Origin of the sequence: Vibrio sp. Vb1755 (genome assembly GCF_033338635.1) — a bacterium.
GTDB lineage: Bacteria > Pseudomonadota > Gammaproteobacteria > Enterobacterales > Vibrionaceae > Vibrio > Vibrio alginolyticus.
The window spans coordinates 1-1003 of the sequence record NZ_JAWOTA010000398.1; the positions used below are offsets into that span (position 1 = coordinate 1).

The 1003-nt window shown below is 49.2% G+C and carries 2 protein-coding genes; both read right to left on the reverse strand.

The features are described 5' to 3' along the window. Positions 1-536 (reverse strand): ATP-binding cassette domain-containing protein (locus R7E00_RS25400; RefSeq protein WP_318124963.1); only part of this gene is annotated, 536 nt, incomplete at its 3' end. 10 nt (positions 537-546) lie between these two features. Beyond that, on the reverse strand, positions 547-1003 hold a 457-nt coding region (locus R7E00_RS25405), incomplete at its 5' end, for an ABC transporter permease subunit (RefSeq protein ID WP_318124964.1).

Genomic DNA, 1003 nt, shown 5'->3' on the forward strand with positions numbered 1-1003 from the left:
GTTGTTGGCTCATCGGCAATAAGCAGTTCCGGTTTACACAACAACGCCATGGCAATCATCACACGTTGGCGCATACCGCCAGAAAGCTCGTGTGGATATTGGTTCATGCGTGTTTCCGGAGAAGGAATCCGCACCGCATCCAACATCTGAATGGATTCCGCAATGGCTTGCTTGCGACTCATGCCTTTGTGCACCATCAACACTTCGCTTAGCTGTTTACCTATCTTCATAAATGGATTCAGAGAGGTCATGGGATCTTGGAAGATCATGCCGATTTTCTCTGCGCGAATACGGTTGAGCTGCTTCTTGGACATTGAGAGTAAGTTCTCGCCATGAAATAAGGCTTCACCGGAGACATTACCGTTGTCGGCGGTGAGCCCCATCAGCGCAAATACCGATTGGCTTTTACCAGAGCCTGATTCACCCACAATGCCGAGCGTTTCTCCTGCTTTAATCGAGTAGGAAAGGTGGCTGACCGCTTGCACTTGTCCGTCTGGCGTATCGAAGCGCACGTTCATGTTTTCAATAGATAGCATGGAGTTGTCCTTATCGATCTTTCGGGTCAAGAGCGTCGCGTAAGCCATCGCCGATGAAGTTGAAACAGAATAGGGTTGTGACCAAGAACAGGGATGGAAAAAGCAGCATCCACAAGGCAACATCAATGGTTTTTGCGCCTTCGGAAATCAGTATTCCCCAGCTGGTGTCTGGTGGTTGGACGCCTAAGCCTAAAAAGCTCAAGAAGGATTCAAACATGATGAAACCGGGCACCATGAGCGATGAATAGACCATTACAATTCCCAATACGTTCGGCAGCACGTGACGACGAACGATGGTGAACTTTGACACGCCAATGGAATGTGCCGCTTCGATGAACTCGCGCTTTTTAATTCCGAAGGTCACGCCGCGTACCACGCGAGCGATTCCCAGCCATGACACCATGCCAATTACGATAAAAATCAGATAGATGTTGTTGCCAAAGAGGGTGACGAAAAGGATGACCATG